Annotated in this window: 12 protein-coding genes and 4 pseudogenes; 10 read left to right on the forward strand and 6 right to left on the reverse strand. The window is 67.7% G+C overall.

The window, feature by feature from the left end:
* The first annotated feature begins 229 nt into the window (after positions 1-229).
* The 3 genes from ACGFSC_RS38190 to ACGFSC_RS38200 all read left to right on the forward strand — a co-directional run bounded on the left by ACGFSC_RS38190 (position 230) and on the right by ACGFSC_RS38200 (position 5,467).
* On the forward strand, positions 230-2,506 hold the full coding sequence (locus tag ACGFSC_RS38190; RefSeq protein ID WP_359899298.1) for an Ig-like domain-containing protein: 2,277 nt from the start codon (positions 230-232) through the stop codon (positions 2,504-2,506).
* Between the two features lie 468 nt (positions 2,507-2,974).
* Positions 2,975-4,141 carry a serine hydrolase domain-containing protein gene (locus ACGFSC_RS38195; RefSeq protein ID WP_392864856.1) on the forward strand — a complete coding sequence of 389 codons (1,167 nt, stop codon included), beginning with the start codon at positions 2,975-2,977 and terminating at the stop codon, positions 4,139-4,141.
* A gap of 141 nt (positions 4,142-4,282) precedes the next feature.
* Positions 4,283-5,467, forward strand: coding sequence for a serine hydrolase domain-containing protein (locus ACGFSC_RS38200; protein WP_392864859.1), 1,185 nt, complete (start codon positions 4,283-4,285; stop codon positions 5,465-5,467).
* Between the two features lie 61 nt (positions 5,468-5,528).
* Here the strand turns inward: ACGFSC_RS38200 and ACGFSC_RS38205 are convergent, their stop codons facing one another.
* Positions 5,529-5,750: a helix-turn-helix transcriptional regulator gene (locus tag ACGFSC_RS38205; RefSeq protein ID WP_392864897.1), complete on the reverse strand. Its 222-nt coding sequence runs from the start codon at positions 5,748-5,750 to the stop codon at positions 5,529-5,531.
* Here ACGFSC_RS38205 and ACGFSC_RS38210 point away from each other — a divergent pair.
* Positions 5,725-5,808 (forward strand): annotated as a pseudogene (locus tag ACGFSC_RS38210) (hypothetical protein); the annotation flags it as partial. The gene ACGFSC_RS38205 and the pseudogene ACGFSC_RS38210 overlap by 26 nt on opposite strands.
* Before the next feature lie 328 nt (positions 5,809-6,136).
* Entirely contained in the window at positions 6,137-8,038 is a 1,902-nt protein-coding gene (locus ACGFSC_RS38215; RefSeq protein ID WP_359899296.1) for a DNA/RNA helicase domain-containing protein, read from the forward strand.
* Positions 8,039-8,045: 7 nt separating this feature from the next.
* On the opposite strand, the pseudogene ACGFSC_RS38220 reads toward ACGFSC_RS38215, so the two are convergent.
* Positions 8,046-8,388, reverse strand: a pseudogene (locus ACGFSC_RS38220) (HNH endonuclease); the annotation flags it as partial.
* Positions 8,389-8,879: 491 nt separating this feature from the next.
* Here ACGFSC_RS38220 and ACGFSC_RS38225 point away from each other — a divergent pair.
* Positions 8,880-9,008, forward strand: coding sequence for a DUF6408 family protein (locus ACGFSC_RS38225; protein WP_220783974.1), 129 nt, complete (start codon positions 8,880-8,882; stop codon positions 9,006-9,008).
* 56 nt (positions 9,009-9,064) lie between these two features.
* On the opposite strand, the gene ACGFSC_RS38230 is transcribed toward ACGFSC_RS38225, so the two are convergent.
* Together ACGFSC_RS38230 and ACGFSC_RS38235 are read right to left on the reverse strand one after the other, a co-directional pair.
* The gene (locus ACGFSC_RS38230) at positions 9,065-11,140 is read right to left on the reverse strand and encodes a DUF2075 domain-containing protein (RefSeq protein ID WP_359899316.1); all 2,076 of its coding nucleotides are present in this window, start codon (positions 11,138-11,140) and stop codon (positions 9,065-9,067) included.
* Between the two features lie 651 nt (positions 11,141-11,791).
* Positions 11,792-12,233, reverse strand: a pseudogene (locus ACGFSC_RS38235) (restriction endonuclease); the annotation flags it as partial.
* A 68-nt stretch (positions 12,234-12,301) separates the two neighbouring features.
* Here ACGFSC_RS38235 and ACGFSC_RS38240 point away from each other — a divergent pair.
* Positions 12,302-13,277, forward strand: a pseudogene (locus ACGFSC_RS38240) (IS481 family transposase).
* A gap of 33 nt (positions 13,278-13,310) precedes the next feature.
* On the opposite strand, the gene ACGFSC_RS38245 reads toward ACGFSC_RS38240, so the two are convergent.
* Positions 13,311-13,838: a transposase gene (locus ACGFSC_RS38245; RefSeq protein WP_359899294.1), complete on the reverse strand. Its 528-nt coding sequence runs from the start codon at positions 13,836-13,838 to the stop codon at positions 13,311-13,313.
* Complete coding sequence (locus ACGFSC_RS38250; RefSeq protein ID WP_359899292.1) at positions 13,835-14,332, reverse strand: helix-turn-helix domain-containing protein; 498 nt, start codon at positions 14,330-14,332, stop codon at positions 13,835-13,837. Before ACGFSC_RS38250 ends, ACGFSC_RS38245 begins: the two co-directional genes overlap by 4 nt.
* Positions 14,333-14,658: 326 nt before the next feature.
* Between ACGFSC_RS38250 and mauJ the strand changes: the two genes are divergently transcribed.
* The 3 genes from mauJ (at position 14,659) to ACGFSC_RS38265 (ending at position 17,275) form a co-directional block, all read left to right on the forward strand.
* Positions 14,659-15,537 carry a methylamine utilization protein MauJ gene (mauJ, locus tag ACGFSC_RS38255; RefSeq protein WP_359899290.1) on the forward strand — a complete coding sequence of 293 codons (879 nt, stop codon included), beginning with the start codon at positions 14,659-14,661 and terminating at the stop codon, positions 15,535-15,537.
* A gap of 341 nt (positions 15,538-15,878) precedes the next feature.
* A complete protein-coding gene (locus ACGFSC_RS38260; RefSeq protein ID WP_392864864.1) occupies positions 15,879-16,106 on the forward strand; it encodes a tyrosine-type recombinase/integrase in 228 nt (75 codons plus the stop codon).
* Between the two features lie 65 nt (positions 16,107-16,171).
* On the forward strand, positions 16,172-17,275 hold the full coding sequence (locus ACGFSC_RS38265) for a tyrosine-type recombinase/integrase (RefSeq protein WP_359899288.1): 1,104 nt from the start codon (positions 16,172-16,174) through the stop codon (positions 17,273-17,275).
* Positions 17,276-17,280 lie beyond the last annotated feature (5 nt).

The following is a 17,280-nucleotide window of genomic DNA, read 5'->3' on the forward strand; positions in this document are numbered from 1 at the left end:
ATCCCGGCAGAGCCATTCAGGTGTTCCGGCCCCGAGGAGGTCGCGGGTGATGACGAGAAGCTCCATAGCGTGACCGGCGCCGACGCGCACCAGGCACTCAACGGCCGCCGCAAGGATTCGGCCGACGCGACTCAACGGTGAACACCCCGCACCCGCGGCCGATCGGCCGCGGTGTCGGAGGCCGACCGGCTCCGGGATGGAGTTCGCCGGATTTCCTAGGAGAGAAGCAATGCCACTACTGGCAAGGATGCGGCCTGCCCTCAGACAGACCGTCGTCGTGCTGGCCGCGCTCGCGGCCGTGCTGATCCACGGGGCGCAGACCCCCGCGTACAGCGCTTCGATCAATGCGATCACCGGTATCACCACCACCTGGGCCGGATCGCCGTCCGCGCCGCTCCATCCCGGGATGACCGTCACCACGCAGATCACCTGGTGCGTCCCGGACGGCAGCCACGCGGGTGACACCTTCTCGGTCACGATGCCGGCGCAGCTCGCGAACTTCCCGTCCGGCACGCAGACCGTGCTGGACGGCACCGGCGCGGCCATCGGCACCGCCACCATCGCCGGCCAGCCCGCCGTCGTGACGTACACCATGGGCGCCTATGTCGAGACGCACACGGGCGTCTGCGGGCAGACCACGATCAGCGCCCAGCTGTCGACCGACAACAACGGCGCGCAGGACCTCGTCTACACGACGAACGCGGGGGTCACGTTCACCACCCCGATCGTCGTCGAGCCGTGGCCGCCCCGCAATCCCGCCAACGCCGAGAAGTACGGGCTCATCTACACCGGCACCGCCTTCCCGGACACGAACATCGTCTGGGTGATGCACACCCCGGCGAGCACGACGGCCACCACGGCCACGTTCACGGACACCGCCCAGGCCGGCCAGGCCTTCAACTGCGCGGCGTTCGTGCCGGGGCTGGCACTCCCCTACTCCACCGATCCCGCGTCCACCATCGCCCAGCAGAACCTGGACACGGCCACCAACACACTGGGCAACGACGTCACCTACACCGGCACGGCCACCCTCAACTCGTGCACTCCGAGCGGCATCTCGGTCACCGTCACCGTCCCGGCGAACACGAGCGTCGGGCTGATCCTGCCGGTGACGATCACGGACAACACCCTCAAGCAGTTCTCGGACACCGTCGTGGTCGCCATGGGGAACGGCACCAGCCAGAATGCCGGAACCTCACTGGACAACCCGAACTGGAACAACTCCGGCGGCGGGAACAACCTCTCCATCGTCAAGTTCTCCACCGACGAGGGCCCGACGAACGGCGACCACAACACGGCACCCGGCAAGTCCGTCCCCGCCGGCACTCCGACGCCGGTGACGATGACCGTCAGGAACAACGGGTCGCTGGTGCTGAGCAACGTGGAGGTCACCGACAGCACGACGTCCGGCCCGGCCCTCACCGGCCTGTCCTGCGACTTCTCCCCCTTGGGCGGCCCGGCCACCGGTACGACCTGGGCCGGCCCCTTCGTGCCGGGCGCGACGTTCGACTGCACGGGGACCATCCCGGCGATGGAGCCCGGCACCCAGGAGACCGACACCTCCACGGTCACCGCCACCACCACCGCAGGCGTCACCGTCACGGCCTCGGACTCCTTCAACGCGGCGACACCGCCCTCGACTCCGGCGCTGTCGATCGCCAAGTCCGTCTCCCCGACGACCGTCTCCGCCGCGGGCCAGACCGTCACGTACTCCTTCGTCGTGACCAACACCGGAAACGTCGACCTCACCAACATCGGAGTGACCGAGACCCAGTTCTCCGGCACCGGCACCTCCCCCACGGCGACCTGCCCGGCCACCACCCTCACCCCCGGCACCTCCACCACCTGCACCGCGACCTACACCGTCACCCAGGCGGACATCGACGCGGGCACCGTGACCAACACCGCCACCGCCCACGGAACCCCACCCAGCGGCCCGCCCGCCACCTCACCCCCCGCAACCGCCCGAATCACCGCGACCAGCACCCCGGCGCTGACGATCGCCAAGTCGGTCTCCCCGACGACCGTCTCCACCGAGGGCGAGACCGTCACGTACTCCTACCTGGTCATCAACACCGGAAATGTCGACCTCACCGACATCGGAGTGACCGAAACCCAGTTCTCCGGCACCGGCACCTCCCCCACGGCGACCTGCCCGGCCACCACCCTCACCCCCGGCACCTCCACCACCTGCACCGCGACCTACACCGTCACCCAGGCGGACATCGACGCGGGCACCGTGACCAACACCGCCACCGCCCACGGAACCCCACCCAGCGGGCCACCCGCCACCTCACCCCCCGCAACCGCCCGAATCACCGCGACCAGCACCCCGGCACCCCTGCCGACGCAGCCCCCGAAGCACCCGAACGAGCTGCCGAACACGGGCGCCGAGGAACTGCTCTACGCGACCGGCGCGACCCTGCTGGTCGGCCTCGGCACACTGGCCCTGGTCTCCGCCCGCGCCACCCGCCGCCGCCCGAGGCCTCGCTCCGGCAGGCAGTAGGCCGGCCGCACGCCGACCGGCGGAACCAGCCCCGGGCAGCCCGGTGCCGGCCAAGGGGCCGCAGGTTCACATCCCACCGTCCTGACCAGCTCTTCGCAGGCCGGAGGCCGTTCCCACCCGATGGCGGGAACGGCCTCCTTCATACCTCCGACCTGCGAAAACGCCGGTCGGGACGACAGGATGTGAACCTGCGACCCCTTGCCCCCAGCGGCAAGTCCGGAGACGGCGAGCAGGGCGCGGGGCTTCCGGATGGTGCCGGCCGACCGGCACGTGCTCCGGCCCGCGGGCGTGGCGGGTGGTCCTGTCCCCGCCCCGGGCCAGGAGCACGGTCCTGCCCAGGGGGCGTCTCCCGGAGCCGGCTCCCAGGTTCGGTCTCGTCCTGGGTGCGGACGAACTCCCCCGCCTCTGAATGGTCCTCTTGACCAAGGCCGGAAATCACCGGAACGGTCCATCCAGAGGGGTTCCTCCGTGTACGAGCACACACCGCACAGCCGCGTCCAGCGTTCCCGCCGGGGCGGCCGGAACCGGGCGGTGGCGGCCGTGACCGCCGTGGCCGCCGGTGTCATGGCGGCCGGGGCGCTGGCACCGAGCGCGGCATTCGCGGGCGGCAAGCCGGACGGCGTCCAGCAGAGCCTGAACGCGCTGGTGAAGGACGACGGCCTGCCCGCCGCACTGGCCTCCGTGAAGGGCCGCGACGGCCGCACCCGCACCTACACCGCCGGCGTCGGCAACCTCGCCACCGGGGCCAAACCCCCCGTCGACGGGCAGGTACGGATCGGCAGCAACACCAAGACCTTCACCGCCGTCGTCGTCCTCCAACTCGTCGCCGAGGGAAAGGTCGGCCTCGACGAGCCCGTCGAGACCTACCTGCCGGGGCTGCTGCGCGGCGACGGCATCGACGGACGCGACATCACCGTCCGGCAGTTGCTCCAGCACACCAGCGGCCTGCCCGAGTACGTGGACAAGGACTCCATCCTCACCAGCCCGAACCGGTACTACGAACCGCGCGAGCTCCTCGACGCGGCTCTGGCCCGGAAAGCCCACTTCGCCCCGGGTACGCGCTGGGAGTACAGCAACACCAACTACCTGCTGGCCGGCCTGATCATCCAGAAGGTCACCGGGCGGCCGCTCGGCGAGGAGATCAACCGGCGCGTCGTCGACCGCATCGGTCTGCGCCACACCTACTTCCCCACCCCCGGCGACACCACCATCCACGAGGCCCATCCCAAGGGCTACAACCGGGAAGCCGACGGCTCGCTCCGCGACTACACGGAGCTGGACCCGTCCTGGGGTTGGGCGGCAGGCGCCGTCGTCTCCACCACCGGCGACATCAGCCGCTTCTACACCGCGCTCCTCGGCGGCCGGCTCCTGCCCCCGGCGCAGCTCGCCCAGATGCGCACCACCGTCCCCGCCGACGAGGTGGGTCCCGGCATCCGCTACGGGCTGGGCCTGGTGAGCCATCCGCTGTCGTGCGGCGGCCTGTACTGGGGCCACGGCGGGACCATCCCGGGCTACTACACCGCCGGGGGCGCCACCGACGACGGCCGCGCCGCCGGCATCGCGGTGACCGTGATCCCGGGCGACGAGGCCGAGCAGCACGTCAAGGCCACGGTGGACGCGGCCCTGTGTCGCTGACCCCGCGGACCGTCCCCGGTCCGGCCTGAGCATCCGCGAGCCGCACCGGCACCACCAACGGGTTCCGCGCGCACCGGCACGCCTCGGCGCGCGGAACCCGCACAGCCCGGCAATTCCCCCTTTCAGCAGAGGAGTTCCTCCGTGAACGAGCACACACCGCACAGCCGCGTCCAGCGTTCCCGCCGGAACCGCCGCGGCCGGAACCGGGCGGTGGCGGCCGTGACCGCCGTGACCGCCGGCGTCATGGCGGCCGGGGCGCTGGCACCGAACGCGGCATTCGCGGGCGGCAAGCCGGACGGCGTCCAGCAGAGCCTGAACGCGCTGGTGAAGGACGACGGCCTGCCCGCCGCACTGGCCTCCGTGAAGGGCCGCGACGGCCGCACCCGCACCTACACCGCCGGCGTCGGCAACCTCGCCACCGGGGCCAAACCCCCCGTCGACGGGCAGGTACGCGCCGGCAGCAACACCAAGACCTTCACCGCCGTCGTCATCCTGCAACTCGTCGCCGAAGGAAAGGTCGGCATGGACTCCCCCGTCGACACCTACCTCCCCGGCCTGCTGCGCGGCGACGGCATCGACGGACGCCACATCACCGTCCGCCAGCTGCTCCAGCACACCAGCGGCCTGCCCGACTACCTGGAAGCCCCGGCCCTCTCGGACGAAACCGCCCTGCAGTTCCGCTACTTCGAGCCCCGCGACCTCCTCGACGGCGCCCTCGCCCAGAAGGCCCGCTTCCCCTCGGGAACCAGCTGGGAGTACAGCAACACCAACTACCTGGTCGCCGGACTGATCATCCAGAAGGTCACCGGACGGCCCGTCGGCGAGGAGATCACCAAGCGCGTCATCGACCGCATCGGCCTGCGCCACACCTACTTCCCCACCCCCGGCGACACCACCATCCACGAGGCCCACCCCAAGGGCTACGTCCGCAGCTCGCCGGACGCGCCCCCGGTCGACTACACCGACATGGACTCCTCGATCGCCTGGGCGGCCGGGGCGATCGTCTCCACCAACACCGACCTCAACTCGTTCTTCACCGCGCTCCTCGGCGGCCGGCTCCTGCCCCCGGCGCAGCTCGCCGAGATGCGTACCACCGTCCCCGCCGAACTCCTGGGCCCGGGGGTCCGCTACGGTCTGGGCCTGCAGAGCAAGCCGCTCTCCTGCGGCGGCCTGGCCTGGGGCCACGGTGGCACCGCCCGCGGCTACCGGTCCCGCGGCGGCGTCACCGACGACGGCCGCGCCGCCAGCATCACGGTCACCACCGTCCCGCTCGAGGACGGCGTGCAGCACATGGCGGCCGCCCTGGACGCGGCCCTCTGCCGCTGACCCACCCCTCGGGCCGGCCCCCGCGCGGGGGCCGGACACCGGACGGCCTCGTAGGCCGCGGTCAACGCTGGCCACGGTCCCGGACACGCAGCTTGGCGAAGATGCTGGTGATGTGGTTCTTGACCGTGGAGACGCTGATGCCCGTCGCCGAAGCGATCTCGACGTTGTCGAGGCCGGCGGCCAGCAGATGCCACACCTCGACCTCGCGGGGCGTCAGCTCACCCAGGCCGGACACCGAGGACGGCACCGGCGCCGTCGTGGGCACCGCCCTGCTCACCGGCATCAAGCTCGACCCGTCCGTACCGAGCCTGATCGGCGTGGCGCTGGTGGGCATCGGCATCGACTACTTCCTGTTCCTGATGTTCCGCTTCCGCGAACAGCTGCGGGCCACCCCGAACGCCACCACCGTGCCACCGCCGCCGAGATCAGCCGCAAGGCCGGCACCGCGATCACCTCGGCCGCGCTCACCATCGTCGCCGCCTTCGCCACCCTCGGGGTCGCCGACTTCGGACGGCGAGGAAGTCTCTGGGCCCTTTCCTCAAGCGTTCGAGTACGAGCTCAGAGCACCCGTTGTAGGTTTGGCCCAGTCATCAGCGCGGCCCGCCGGGCTTCCCTTCCGGGACATGCCCCCACCCGCACGAGTCACTTCGTGCTGCCTGGGAGCATGTCTTGCTGTTCCGCGACTCCGCGTCCGCGGTCGCCGCCGAGAGCCTGGCCGGATCACTGTTCGTGCGCCTCACCGACCAGTTCGTCCACAAGCACGGCCACAAACCCAGCTCATCCGAGGTCCGCTCCTGGGAGCGGAGCATCCCAGCTCTGACCAACGCGCTCCTGGACGCCGGACTCGGCATGGTCGAGGTCCTCCTCGAGTACTCGCTGCCGCTGAACAGCAAGCGCGCGGACGTCATACTCGCCGGCGTCAACCCGAACACGGGCGAGCCGTCGTACGTGGTGGTCGAGCTCAAGCAGTGGAGCAGCGCGCTTCCGGAGGACGGCGAGCCGCTGCTCTGCCGGGTCGACGCGTACACCCGGCCGGTGCTGAACCCGATCGAGCAGGTCCGCGGCTACTGCGACTACCTGGTCTCCTTCAACGGCGCACTCGCCGCCCATCCCGAGCGGCTGTCCGGAGTGGCCTTCCTCCACAACGCGACGGAGTTCGGTGTCCAGGGCCTGTACGAGGTGTCGCAGGACGAGCGCGGCCGGCTCTTCACGGCCGAGCGCCGAGGGGAGTTCGTCCAGTACCTCCGCTCGAAGCTGATGCCGGTCTCCGGCGCGGAGGCGGCGGATCAGTTGCTCGCGGGCAAGGTGGCCCCGTCCAAGCAGTTGATGGCGGTGGCCGCCGAGGAGGTCCGCGAGCGCGAGCAGTTCGTGCTGCTGGACGAGCAGCGGGTCGCCTACGAGCTGGTGCTGCGCGCCGTCCGCCAGGCGCAGCGATCCGATCACAAGGAGGTCGTCGTCATCGCGGGCGGCCCGGGTACCGGAAAGAGCGTGATCGCGCTGTCCCTCTTGGGTGATCTGTACCGGCGTGGCGTCACGGCCCTGCACGCGACCGGGTCCAGCTCGTTCACCACCACGATGCGTCGGGTCGCCGGCGCGCGGAAGCGTGCGGTCCAGGACCTGTTCAAGTACTTCAACAGCTTCATGGCCGCCGAGCGCAACGGTCTGGACGTGCTGATCTGCGACGAGGCCCACCGGATCCGGGAGACGTCGGCCAACCGCTACACCCGGGCCGCGCAGCGCACCGGCAAGCCCCAGATCGAGGAGCTGATCGACGCCGCCCGGGTGCCGGTGTTCCTGCTGGACGAGCACCAGGTCGTGCGGCCGGGCGAGATGGGCACCGTGGCCCAGATCCGGGCCGCCGCCGCTGTGAAGGGCCTGGGCTGCCAGGTGGTGGAGCTGGACAGCCAGTTCCGCTGCGGCGGCAGCGACGCCTACCTGAACTGGGTGGTGCGCCTGCTGGCCCTCGAACCCGGCGGCCCGGTCGGCTGGGAGCCCGACGGCAAGGTCGCCCTGGAGGTCGTGGACAGCCCCCAGGATCTGGAGGCATTCCTCGACGCCCGCCGCGCGGAGGGGTACGGCGCCCGCATGTCGGCCGGATACTGCTGGAAGTGGACGACGAAGGTCGCCCCTGGAGACCCACTCCCCCTCGACGTGCACATCGGTGACTGGGCCCGCCCGTGGAACGTCTACGGCGACCGCTCGATCGCGGGCGCCCCGCCGGCCGCGCTGTGGGCCACCGATCCGGCCGGCTTCGGCCAGGTCGGCTGCGTGTACACCGCCCAGGGCTTCGAGTACGACTGGAGCGGCGTCATCCTCGGACCGGACCTCGTCTGGCGCACCGACCGGTGGATCACCGACCGGACGGCGTCCAAGGACCCCGTGTTCCGCAAGTCCACCACCGACGCCGACATCGACCGCTTGATCCGCAACACCTACAAGGTGCTGCTGACACGCGGAATGATCGGAACGGTCGTGTACTCGACGGACCCGGAGACACGCGCCAAACTGCGGAACCTGGTGGCCAGCCAGCAGGTGGAGCAAATCGAGGTGGCGCACGGCCGTCGCGGCTGATCGGCACTCACCGCGCCGGGCCGACGGGCTCCCGGGGTTCGCCTCGGAAGACCTGTTCGCCGTGCCACCGCCGGTGCAGGCCTGCGACCAGTGGAGTCCCTGCCTGCGGACCGATGACCGGCCGTCCGGCCAACGCCGCCACGTGCTGCCGGCTTGCCTCGCCGCGTCCGACGAAGCGCTGTGAGACGGGTACGCGGCGCCCCTCCCCAAGTCCCAGGACGCCCTTGTCGAAAAGCTTGTGGTGCAAGGAGCGCAGGCGCAGACCGTCGTCGACTTCATCCGGCCCGTCGTGGGATCACCAACGCACATGCGCCCGCTTCCGGTCCGACCGTGCTCGTTCCCAGCATTCCCCGGATGAGGACGAGCCTCATTCAGATCGCGCACGCCTCTCACCGGACACCAAGCTCGTTCTCGTCGCCTGCGCTTGCTCCCTGGCCGACGGCGTGATCCGCCTTGAGTGGGAATCCGCGGAACTCCGATGCGAGGACAGGTCATTGATCTGGCACCGCCATGAGCCCCTGCCCATCCCCCGGCAGCACTGACGCGACAGCTTCGCGCGCCGACGGTGAGCCCTTTGCCTCTGCCCCTGTGGGGCATGGCGGCGGACCGGCGTGCGCCCTGCGAGGTTTCGCTCGCTGATCCCCGGCGCCAACGCGTCCACGCGGTAGCATCATTGCGCTGCGCACCTTCCCGGAGGGTACGAGGCCTAGGTTCCGTGCGCCCTCGACAGGCGGCGATTGACGAATGGTTGTGCCCGTCAGGTGGTCAACATCTGACGTGAGCGTGGTTGCCCGGTAGGGTGCCCCCTGCCATTCCGATATCACTACCTGGGGATGGCCGCATGACCTCGATCGAGTACAAGCCTGCGCGTCGTGGACGGATCCGCGAGATCCTCACCGACATCGCCGTCGGAGTCGCCTCCAACATGCTGGTGGCGGCGCTGACCTCGGTGGCGCACCTGCTCTTCTGACGCAGGTCAGTGGCGGGCCCGGCGAGCCCGCCACTTCCACCTTTCCACACCTTCCGTCAGAACAAGCGAAGGTCGTTCTTGGGCTTCTTCCGTCCCCGCTTCGGACGGGCGTAGTGCCGTGGCAAGCTCTCCCGAGTCGGCCGCAATCCGTGGATCTCGGTCTCCCCGACAAGGGCCTTGAGGTAGGCCCGGGTCTCCTCGTCCGTGGAATAGAGCACCGTCGCCCGGCTGGCCCGGGTCATCAGCACGTGGTAGGCATGCCGAATCAGGCGGGCGAACTCCTCGTCACCGACGCTGCTCGCACTGACCTTCGGATCAAGCGATCCTGGAACTTTCACCCGTCTTACACCCTGCGCCGACTTCTCCGTCTCCTTGCCTCGGCAGAACACCCACTGGTCGTCCCGGCGCACCATGTCATCGCCCATGATCACTCCGCACCAGTCCCACTCGAGGCCCTGTGCGGTGTACACACAGCCGATCTGGCCGATGCCGTTCTCGTGCATCGACCACCTGACACCGGGCGGAGCTCCGTCCGCGCAGAAGCTGTCGCTCTTCGCGTTCCACGGCTCGTGCCAGTCACCGATCCTGACATCCCGCTCCAGTCGCTTCTCCCGACCCAGAGGCTCGGTCCAAGGCCAGCAGTAGCCGGCAACCATACGCGCGGATGCCCCGGAGCTCTCCTCGCCGAGGATGATGTCCCTGAGCGCGTCCGGCGTGTCCACCACCTCGACATGCATCAAGCCGTCCGGCGTCCAGTGCTCAGGTTCGTCATCCGACATGCCGAGCAGCGCGTGCACCCAGCGGACGTACGCGTCACTGCCACCGCATCGGAACTGCTCGCGGAGGCCGTACCGCACCACCTTGGCTCCGCGCCGATCAGCCGCCTGCTGGATCAGGTCGACCGTACCGACCTCCTTCGGGCGAACGACCTGGCCTTCGTCGAGGAAGAACACCGTCAGCCGGGACGCATCGAGGAGTTCGTCCACCTGCGGCCGAACTCCCTGCTTCTCCGGCGGCCAGAACCGGTTCTCGGAGCGGTCACGGAGTCGGTGTGCCTCATCGCAGATCAGAACATCGAGCAGCGGGTCGGGCGTCGTGACGTAATCGAAGAAGTAGGTGAAGGTCTCCTTGAACTCCCGGTCACCGACACCGACGTGCTCCTGCATCGCCGCATTGAAGGCCCTGCTCCCGCTGGCGTAGTTGACGTTCCGGCCAACGGCCTCCAGCTCCGCCTTGATCTGCAGGCCGATAGCGCTCTTGCCGGTGCCTGCGCCACCGGTCACCAGGAAAACTACTCGTCGCTCGTCCGGGACCAGCGCGGGCTGCTTCGAGGAGGGCAGTACCTTGGCAGCTGTCTCCAGGATCTGATCAGCCACCTCCTTCTGCCGCCCCCGCAGGGTGAAGACCGTGTCCGTGCCCCGGGAACACATCATCGCGTCGAGCAGCGGTGCGTTGCGCACGCCGATGCCCTGGAGTAGCAGCTCGGCCTCGGTGCCGCCGCCGTCAGCGGCAAAGTGTCCCTGCAAGTCGGACAGCAACTGGCGGCGACGATCACCGGTGTACACCTTCGCATAGACACCCGTCGGTGCGTCCACGTCGATCAGCGGACGGACAGAGTCCTCAGTGGCGTTGTGCAGGTAGGCAAAACCGCCGCACTCGATGTCGACCATGCCGAAGGGGCCCCGGCTGCCGGTGAACGCATGGTAGTACTCGCTCAGTTGCAACGCAGGGTGCTTCTTGGGCTTCGCCAGGCCCGCGACGTAGATCTGGTCCGCAACGGCCCGCTCGACCCTGGTCACGGTCGACCAACGCTTCAGCTCCACCAGCTGGACGGACGGCCGATTCTCGCGCGGGTGGCGGCCCACCAGGACGACGTCCACGATCCTGGGACTGCTTCCCTTGATGTCCTCGTCAGCAGTCGCGGCGCACTCGACGACCATCTGCACATTGCCACGATCAGCGGCGACCAAATCGTTCGCCAGACAAATCAGACTCTCCGCCCACGCGAACCGCTCCGTCTCCGAAGCCTCGTACTCCCGGAACTTTCGCCACCGTTCGGCAAGATGCGGCACCATCCGGCGACGCGAGTTCAGAGTGAGCAGATCCTGCGCCGACAACTTCAGCAGGAGCATGGGCACGAAGGGACTCCCCCAGACCAGACCACGAGTGATTCGTGCGGGTTGGGGGCATGTCCTCAGCGGGAAGCCTGTCGGGCCGCAAACAGTACCGTCGATCCTACGTGCAGAAGCGGCCGTCAGTACACAATGCCCAGCGGCGATACGTACATCAAGAGATCATTCTCATCCCGGGCGAAGGCCCAGCCGCACAATGCCCCCAGTCGTCCGGCCATTGCCATCTCTGCACGTCAGACGGTAGACAGCCCGCGCTGTTCGTTCACCCAAAAAGTCCTCAAGGGCGGAGGTGAACAGCGCGTGGTCCCAGATCGCCCCCGACTGATGCACTGACCAGCGTCTCCAAGGAGCTGAACCAGTTGATGCCCTCGGCCCCGGCCAGCAGCTACGGGCGCCCACCCTCACACGCCAGCCGTGACGAGGACTCATCCGCCCACGCCACTGATTATCCGCCGCGGCCATCAGTTGCTTTCCTTTGCGGCACGGTCCTGGGAGGGCTCCACCGGCCTTCCCCTCGATGTATGCAACACACCACGGCTGAGTATGTCTCAGGAGGACAACACAGTTCTCGACCCTGCACTGCCGTCTTCACCGCACACCCGAATTCACCGTCCTCGCCGGCCGCGAGGATATCGGCCGCACCGACCCCACGAGGCCGACGGCTTCGCACAGGTCGGCGTGCAGTGACGGCGGGAAGTGGAAGTCCAGGAGCACCCGCGCCAGACGGCCCATGAGCGCAGGTTCCTTCCGCAGAGCCGTCCGCAACTCGGTCACGAGCCTCCCGGTCCCGCCACTGGAGCGCAGGACCCACATGCCACTTCCAGGGCTCCCGAGTCCCTGGTCGGTCCTGACCTCCCAGACGCCGTCACTGGCCAGATGATGGAACGGGTACGCGGGGGTGGTCGGATGGGACGGTCCGTACTCCTCGAGCAGCCGTTTCAACTCCTCCTCGACAGCGCTGTACATCAGTTCATCATCGGCATCGCGCTGGAAGCTGCCCAGCACGTAACAGTAGCAACAACGGTTTGTGTGGCGCCCGAACGTCGTTGTTCGTCCACCGTCTCAGCTTCGCCACCCGCTCCAGCCAGTCCATGGCCGCCTAGGTATAAAACTGCCGAACGTTGGTGACACATGGATCTCCGACTACAGCGGAGTCCTGTCATGCCCCCTTCGCAGCAACAGCAGCAGGACCGCCAGGCCCAGCGGCGACTGGCGGTCCTGCGACACGCCGAGGAAGTCACCGGGAACGTCTTTCTGACCTGCCGGTACTACGGGATCAGCCACAACTGCTTCTACAAGTGGCAGCGGCGCTACCAGGACGAAGGTATCGAGGGCCTGCGCGACCGCTCCAGCGCGCCGCACCACAGCCCGAACGCCACCGATACCGACACCGTGAACAAGATCGTCTATCTGAGGCAGAACTACCACTTCGGCCCGATGAAGATCCAGATGTACCTCAAGCGGTACCACGACATCGACATCGCCTGCTCCGCGGTCTATCGCATCCTCAAACGGCTGGGGCTGAACCGGCTCCCCTCGTCCCAGCGCTACAAGCGCCACGACAAGCGCCACACCCGCTACGAGAAGCAACTGCCCGGCAACCGCGTCCAGATCGACGTCAAGTTCATCGGACCGATCGGCGTTCGGGGACCCGGCTCCGGTCACCGGCAAGGCCCCCAAGGTCCGGCGCCGGGCCAAGTACTACCAGTTCACCGCGATCGACGACTGCACCCGGCTGCGCGTTCTGCGGATCTACCCACGGTGTGACCAGAAGACCGCCGTGCAGTTCCTGGACTACGTCCTGGAGCGGCTGCCGTTCCGGGTGGAGGTCATCCAGACAGACAACGGCGCGGAGTTCCAGTCCGCCTTCCACTGGCACGTGCTCGACAAGGGCATCGCCCACACGTACATCAAGCTGGCATCCCCGCACCTCAACGGCAAGGTCGAACGCTCGCACCGCATCGACGCCGAGGAGTTCTACCGCATGCTCGCCGGTGTCGTCACCGACGACACCGGCGCTCTCAACGAGAAACTCCGAGAATGGGAGGACTACTACAACTTCCACCGCCCACACGGCGCCCTCGGCGGCCAGACGCCCTATGAACGCCTCAAGCAGAAGACCGAGACCCACGTGTAACCGAGCTCCGACAACTGCACAGTGCTGGATTCCTCAAAGGCGGTACACAAAACGGCGGCGGAGTCTGCGGGTTGGTGGGGGCGGTCTGCCCCAGATCCAGGGTTTGGCACGTGCGTTGAGCTGGGCGGTTGCGAGGCGGGTGGCCTGGTCGATCTCGTCGGGGCCGGCGAAGGACTGGCCGGCGAGGGCGGCTTTGCGGAAGATGCGCCACCAGCCTTCCTGGAGGTTGAGCCAGCAGGCGCCGACGGGGATGAAGACATGTCGTATCCGGGGATGGTCCTCGAGCCAGGTCCGGGTGGACAGGCTGTTGTGGGAAGACAGGTTGTCGGTGACGACGACGATCCCACCGGTGGGGTTGGCGTTCTCGAGCAGTTGGAGGAACTGCTGGTTGAAGAGGCTGTTACGGGAGGACGCGGTCATGGTGACCTGCTGTCCGTCGTTGACGCGCAGGCCGCCGTGGACCCAGGTCTTCTCCGGTCCGCGGCCGTAGTCCAGCTCGTTCTTGATGCGGTGTCCGTCCGGCGACCAGCCCGGCGCCGGCGGGAAGGTACGCGGGATCACCGGCCCCAGTTCGTCGACGCAGACGACCGTCGCGTCGGCGGGCGGGCAGGTGTACAGGCCGACGATCCGCGTCCTTTTCCCTCGAAGTCCGGGTCCTTGGAGCGGATCCAGGACCGGGTGCGGCGCCACCGCACACCCTCGGCGAGCAGGATCCTGCGGACCTGCGAGCGTCCGACCTCGATACCGGCGGCCCGTGCCCGCTCGGCCAGCGCGTCCAGGGTCCACTCCGGAGGCCCCGCCGGGTCCGCCGCCTCCAGGTCGCCACCCGCCTGGACCGTGAGCCGGCCCGGCGGTGGCTGCTTGACCAGGGCGATGACCCGCGATCGCTCGGCCTCGGTGATCCGACGCTTGCGGCCCTGCCCTCCCAGATCCTCCAGGCCCTCAAGGCCGTCCCGGTTGAAGCGGTGGATCCAGCACCGCACGGTCTTCTGGCTACACATCAGCTTGGCCGCGATCGCGGGCACCCTCGACCCCGCCCGACTCAGCTCGATCATCCGCGCCCGCAGCACCAGATCCGCCGGCGCCTTCCGCGCCCGCGCCAACCGGCGAACCACCGCTCCCTCGCCCCAAACCGCGGCCCTGCCGCGCCCGCAGCACTACCCGGAACCACCCGCCCCTGACCGACCGAACCATCCCTCCACCAGCACATATACCCACTGAAAGTGGAATCCAGCACTAGTTCAGCGAGGGAGTGCCGTCCAAGACGTCACTCGACTGAACTTGTCCTGTGCGTTCACGCCCCTGCGCGTGATTCCAAGTCATCTCAGCGATCTTGCAGTCAACCACTCATCAGGCGAGGCCCATACCCTAACCTAGCGTGATGAGCTATCCAGCCGCTGACTACGTCATCAGAATCTTCAATTTGCAGAGTTCTGCGACCAATTGGGAGTTCGAAGCAAGTTCTGGGCAGTGGGGGCTCAGAGATGAAAGCTACGGCTACCTGATTCCATACCGCCTGGTAGATGGGATCGCAACCTCCGGCGCCCCCCTTGATGAGACTGCATTCTTCGCCGACTGCATAGCCTTCGACCATGACGTCCCTACCCTGACAACCCCCGCCAGTGGCCATGTGAAGGCTCCGGGCACACAGATCGGAATGCATCGCCCTTGGATAGATCGAGACCGCCAGTACGAGGAGGCACTTGGCTCCTTCTTCGAGAACCTGGTTGATCTGCGCTTCACAGACTCGCTTCGGCTTCGATATGGGGCTACTGGCGACCCATTGGCTCAGTTTCATGCTCGATTCCCGGGAGGACGTCGGCAACTGTTGGCCCTATACGTCATGGCTCTCCGACAGACCGACACGCTAGGTGCGTATCTCTGCACCTATCGCGTCCTGGAATGCGCCGACGGGAGAAACGGCAAGACGTTCATCGAGAATCACCTCAATGAAATAGCGAAGTACAACTTCGGCGAGCTAAAAACGAAGGGAATGGCGCTGCCAGGACAGCCGGTGTCCGACTTTGAGGTATTCGAGACCTACCGATCATTGGCACTGAATCGGCTTAATCACCTACGCACCTCTATGCGGGACGCAGATATTGCGGAGAATTTGTATAAGCATCGCAACGGCCTTGCCCATGGCAGCCCCGGCCGCTCGAACATCGCAATTCAGGACTATGCCACTCAGGCTGCGACCGTTGAGGCTGATTTCCCTCTCCTCAAGCTACTCGCGCGCATCGCCGTTGAGACTGCGTGAGCAGAACCCGCTTGTTCGGGATCCCTCTCGCTTGTCTGTACGGTAACCGGCTGCCTCCAATACCTAGCTGGCTCGCCAGGTGTCCGGCGCACGGACATCGACTGTGCGCGGTGGACGTGGGATCTGTGCCGACACACCACCACACCCGGGCGGCCTGGTGGACACGGCGTCAGGCGGAAGCACCGACAGGCGGCGGCGCCGATTCTGGAGATCCGAGACCTGCCTACCCGACGGCTCGACGTGATCGATCCTGACCCGATGGCTCGGCTGTTCAGCGGGCCTCGGGACGGCCGGATCAACACGGCGGTTCTTTGGAGCGCCACCCACTGGAACAAAGAAACGTGGAGCTGGAGTACGGGCACCTGCACCGACACACGCGGCTGACGTGGATGGCCGACGCTGGGGTGCCGCTGCACGTCCTGCGAAAGTTCGCCGGGTACGGATCACTCACGACCACGCAGCGGTATCTCAACCCTCGGGAGTTGCATCAGACGGGCGAGAAACTGCAGGTCGCCAGGTCACGGCGAGAGTCTGAAGGACTCCAGCGCTCCTACGAGCTAACCGCCTGATCAGGCATGTTGCGGAGATGATCCCGTCTGATGCATGATCTGCCCTCCAGAAGGGAGGGTCTGGAGTGGTGCATCAGCGCAAGGTGGTCCTGGCCGGGTCGGCTCACCTGGAGCTCGTCTCGGGGGTAGTTCAGCTGCGTCCGGAGGACGCCATGTTCGACGCGATGCTGCGGGGCTGGCGTGCTCAGCAGAAGTCGCGGGGGCTGAAGGATGAGACGGTCGAGGACCGGGAACGGCTCATACGTCGGTTCATGGAGTTCGCGAACGAGTACCCGTGGCAGTGGGTACCGGCCCACGTGGACGAATGGTCGCTGTCCCTGACGGGCGAGAAGCACCTGGCGCCGTCGACGATCCGCAGCTACCAGGGCACTGTGCGGCTGTTCAGCGAGTTCCTCATCGACGGCCGCTACGGCTGGGGACCGGCCTGCGAGGAAGCCTTCGGCACCTTCCCGATGGCGATCTGCCACGAGTGGAACACCATCGCCCACCTCAACGACTACGAGGGTGACCCGGAGGCGAAGCCGTTCACCCGGGAACAGCTTCAGCTCTTCCTCGACTACGCCGACGACCAGGTCGACCGGGCGGTGCGGGCCAAGCGCAAGGGCGCCCTGGCGGCTTACCGCGACGCCACGCTGTTCAAGGTCATCTACGGATGGGGGCTTCGGCGGACCGAGACCTCCAAACTCGACCTGGTCGACTTCGGACGCAACCCGCAGGCCCGCCAGTTCGGCCGGTACGGCACGCTCAACGTCCGCTACGGCAAGGCGAAGAAGGGCCAGCCGCCGCGCCGCAGGAATGTGCTGTCGGTGATGGACTGGGCGGTCGACGCGGTTGCGGACTACGTCGAGAACGTCCGCCCGCGCTTCGGGTTCTCCGATCACCCGGCTCTGTGGATCACCGAGCGGGGAGGGCGGCTCCAGCCCGGCTCGATCAACGACCGGTTCGAGTCGTACCGGGACGCCCTTGGGCTGCCGAAGGAGCTGGTCCCGCACTCTCTGCGGCATTCGTACGTCACGCACCTGACCGAGGACGGGGTGGACCGGCGTTTCATCCAGCAGCAGGTCGGCCACGAGTGCGACAGCTCCCTGGCCATCTATACGCACGTCAGCGACGACTTCATGAACACTTCCCTGCACAAGGCACTGGCCCCGGCTTTCGCCGGGGCATGACAGGA

Origin of the sequence: Kitasatospora sp. NPDC048715 (assembly GCF_043198905.1) — a bacterium.
Taxonomy (GTDB): Bacteria; Actinomycetota; Actinomycetes; order Streptomycetales; family Streptomycetaceae; genus Kitasatospora; species Kitasatospora lactacystinica.